The sequence below is a fragment of the Oleiphilus sp. HI0080 genome (assembly GCF_001635135.1).
In genome coordinates, this window is record NZ_LWFU01000729.1 from 1 (window position 1) to 1,125 (window position 1,125).

Sequence of the window (1,125 nt, forward strand, 5' to 3'; positions counted from 1 at the left end):
GATTGCTGCGCTTCGCTGAGGTGTAGCGATAGCCAATCATTGCTGGATACCAATTTTTCATGCCGGCATTAAAACACATCCATCGGCATTGCAATAGTTACTGCATGGCAAGAGAACAAGGAAAAAATTGCGTACTGAAACGCTTTGTTTCTCAGCAGAATGCGCAAGTCTTTGCTTTACTTAATGGATTAATCAGGAGTTCAAACATGCCCTTCAAAACCATCGCTTGTTTTCTGGCACTCACACTTGGCGCGGCCACTCATGCTGAAACCATCAAACTGAAACTTGGAGAACAGGGAAAACAAGAACAAGTGGAACTTCCACTGCGCGGTATGAGCATGGAGGAAGTAGAAACGCAGTTTGGGAAACCTGAAACAAAAACAAAACCTCGCGGAGAACCTCCGATCAGCGCATGGCATTATGCAAATTTTGCGGTCTATTTTGAGAGTCGCCACGTACTACATAGCGTCTTCAAACACCAGCCAGCCAAACAAAAGTAGCAAGTCGCCTTCCAGGAAACATCATGTCTCAGAAAGCCAGTATCAGCGCCATCCTTCAACAGCTAAACCAAGTCATTCTTGGCAAGGAAAGTGAGATAAAGCTAGCCCTGGCTTGCCTGCTCGCAAAAGGGCATTTATTAATTGAAGATATACCTGGCATGGGAAAGACAACGCTCAGCCACGCACTTGGCATTACACTTGGGCTACAGTTTAAACGCGCGCAGTTCACCAGCGACATGCTCCCATCTGACATTCTTGGCGGTAACATATTTGATAAAAACTCGGGAAAATTCCTATTTCAGAGAGGCCCTGTTTTCAGTAACGTTTTGCTTGCCGATGAGATAAACCGAGCACCACCTAAAACGCAAAGCGCGCTACTCGAGGCGATGGAAGAGCGACAGATTTCGATTGACGGAAAAACTCGCCCTCTCCCAGTACCCTTTTTTGTCATCGCCACACAAAACCCCTTGGAGCAAGCGGGTACCTATCCACTACCCGAATCACAACTTGATCGTTTTATGATGCGCATCAGCCTAGGTTATCCGTCACCAGAGGCCGAAAAGGAAATGCTCGCAGGAAAGCCTAGAAGCCTCATGCTGCAAACGCTCAAAGCCGTTATCTCGGT

At 47.1% G+C, this 1,125-nt stretch carries 2 protein-coding genes; both read left to right on the forward strand.

The window, feature by feature from the left end; genetic code table 11:
- Positions 1-59 precede the first annotated feature (59 nt).
- On the forward strand, positions 60-500 hold the full coding sequence (locus tag A3751_RS15545; protein WP_197466393.1) for a hypothetical protein: 441 nt from the start codon (positions 60-62) through the stop codon (positions 498-500).
- A gap of 23 nt (positions 501-523) precedes the next feature.
- Positions 524-1,125, forward strand: a 602-nt coding sequence (locus A3751_RS15550) for a MoxR family ATPase (RefSeq protein WP_156492522.1), incomplete at its 3' end; no start/stop codon positions are given.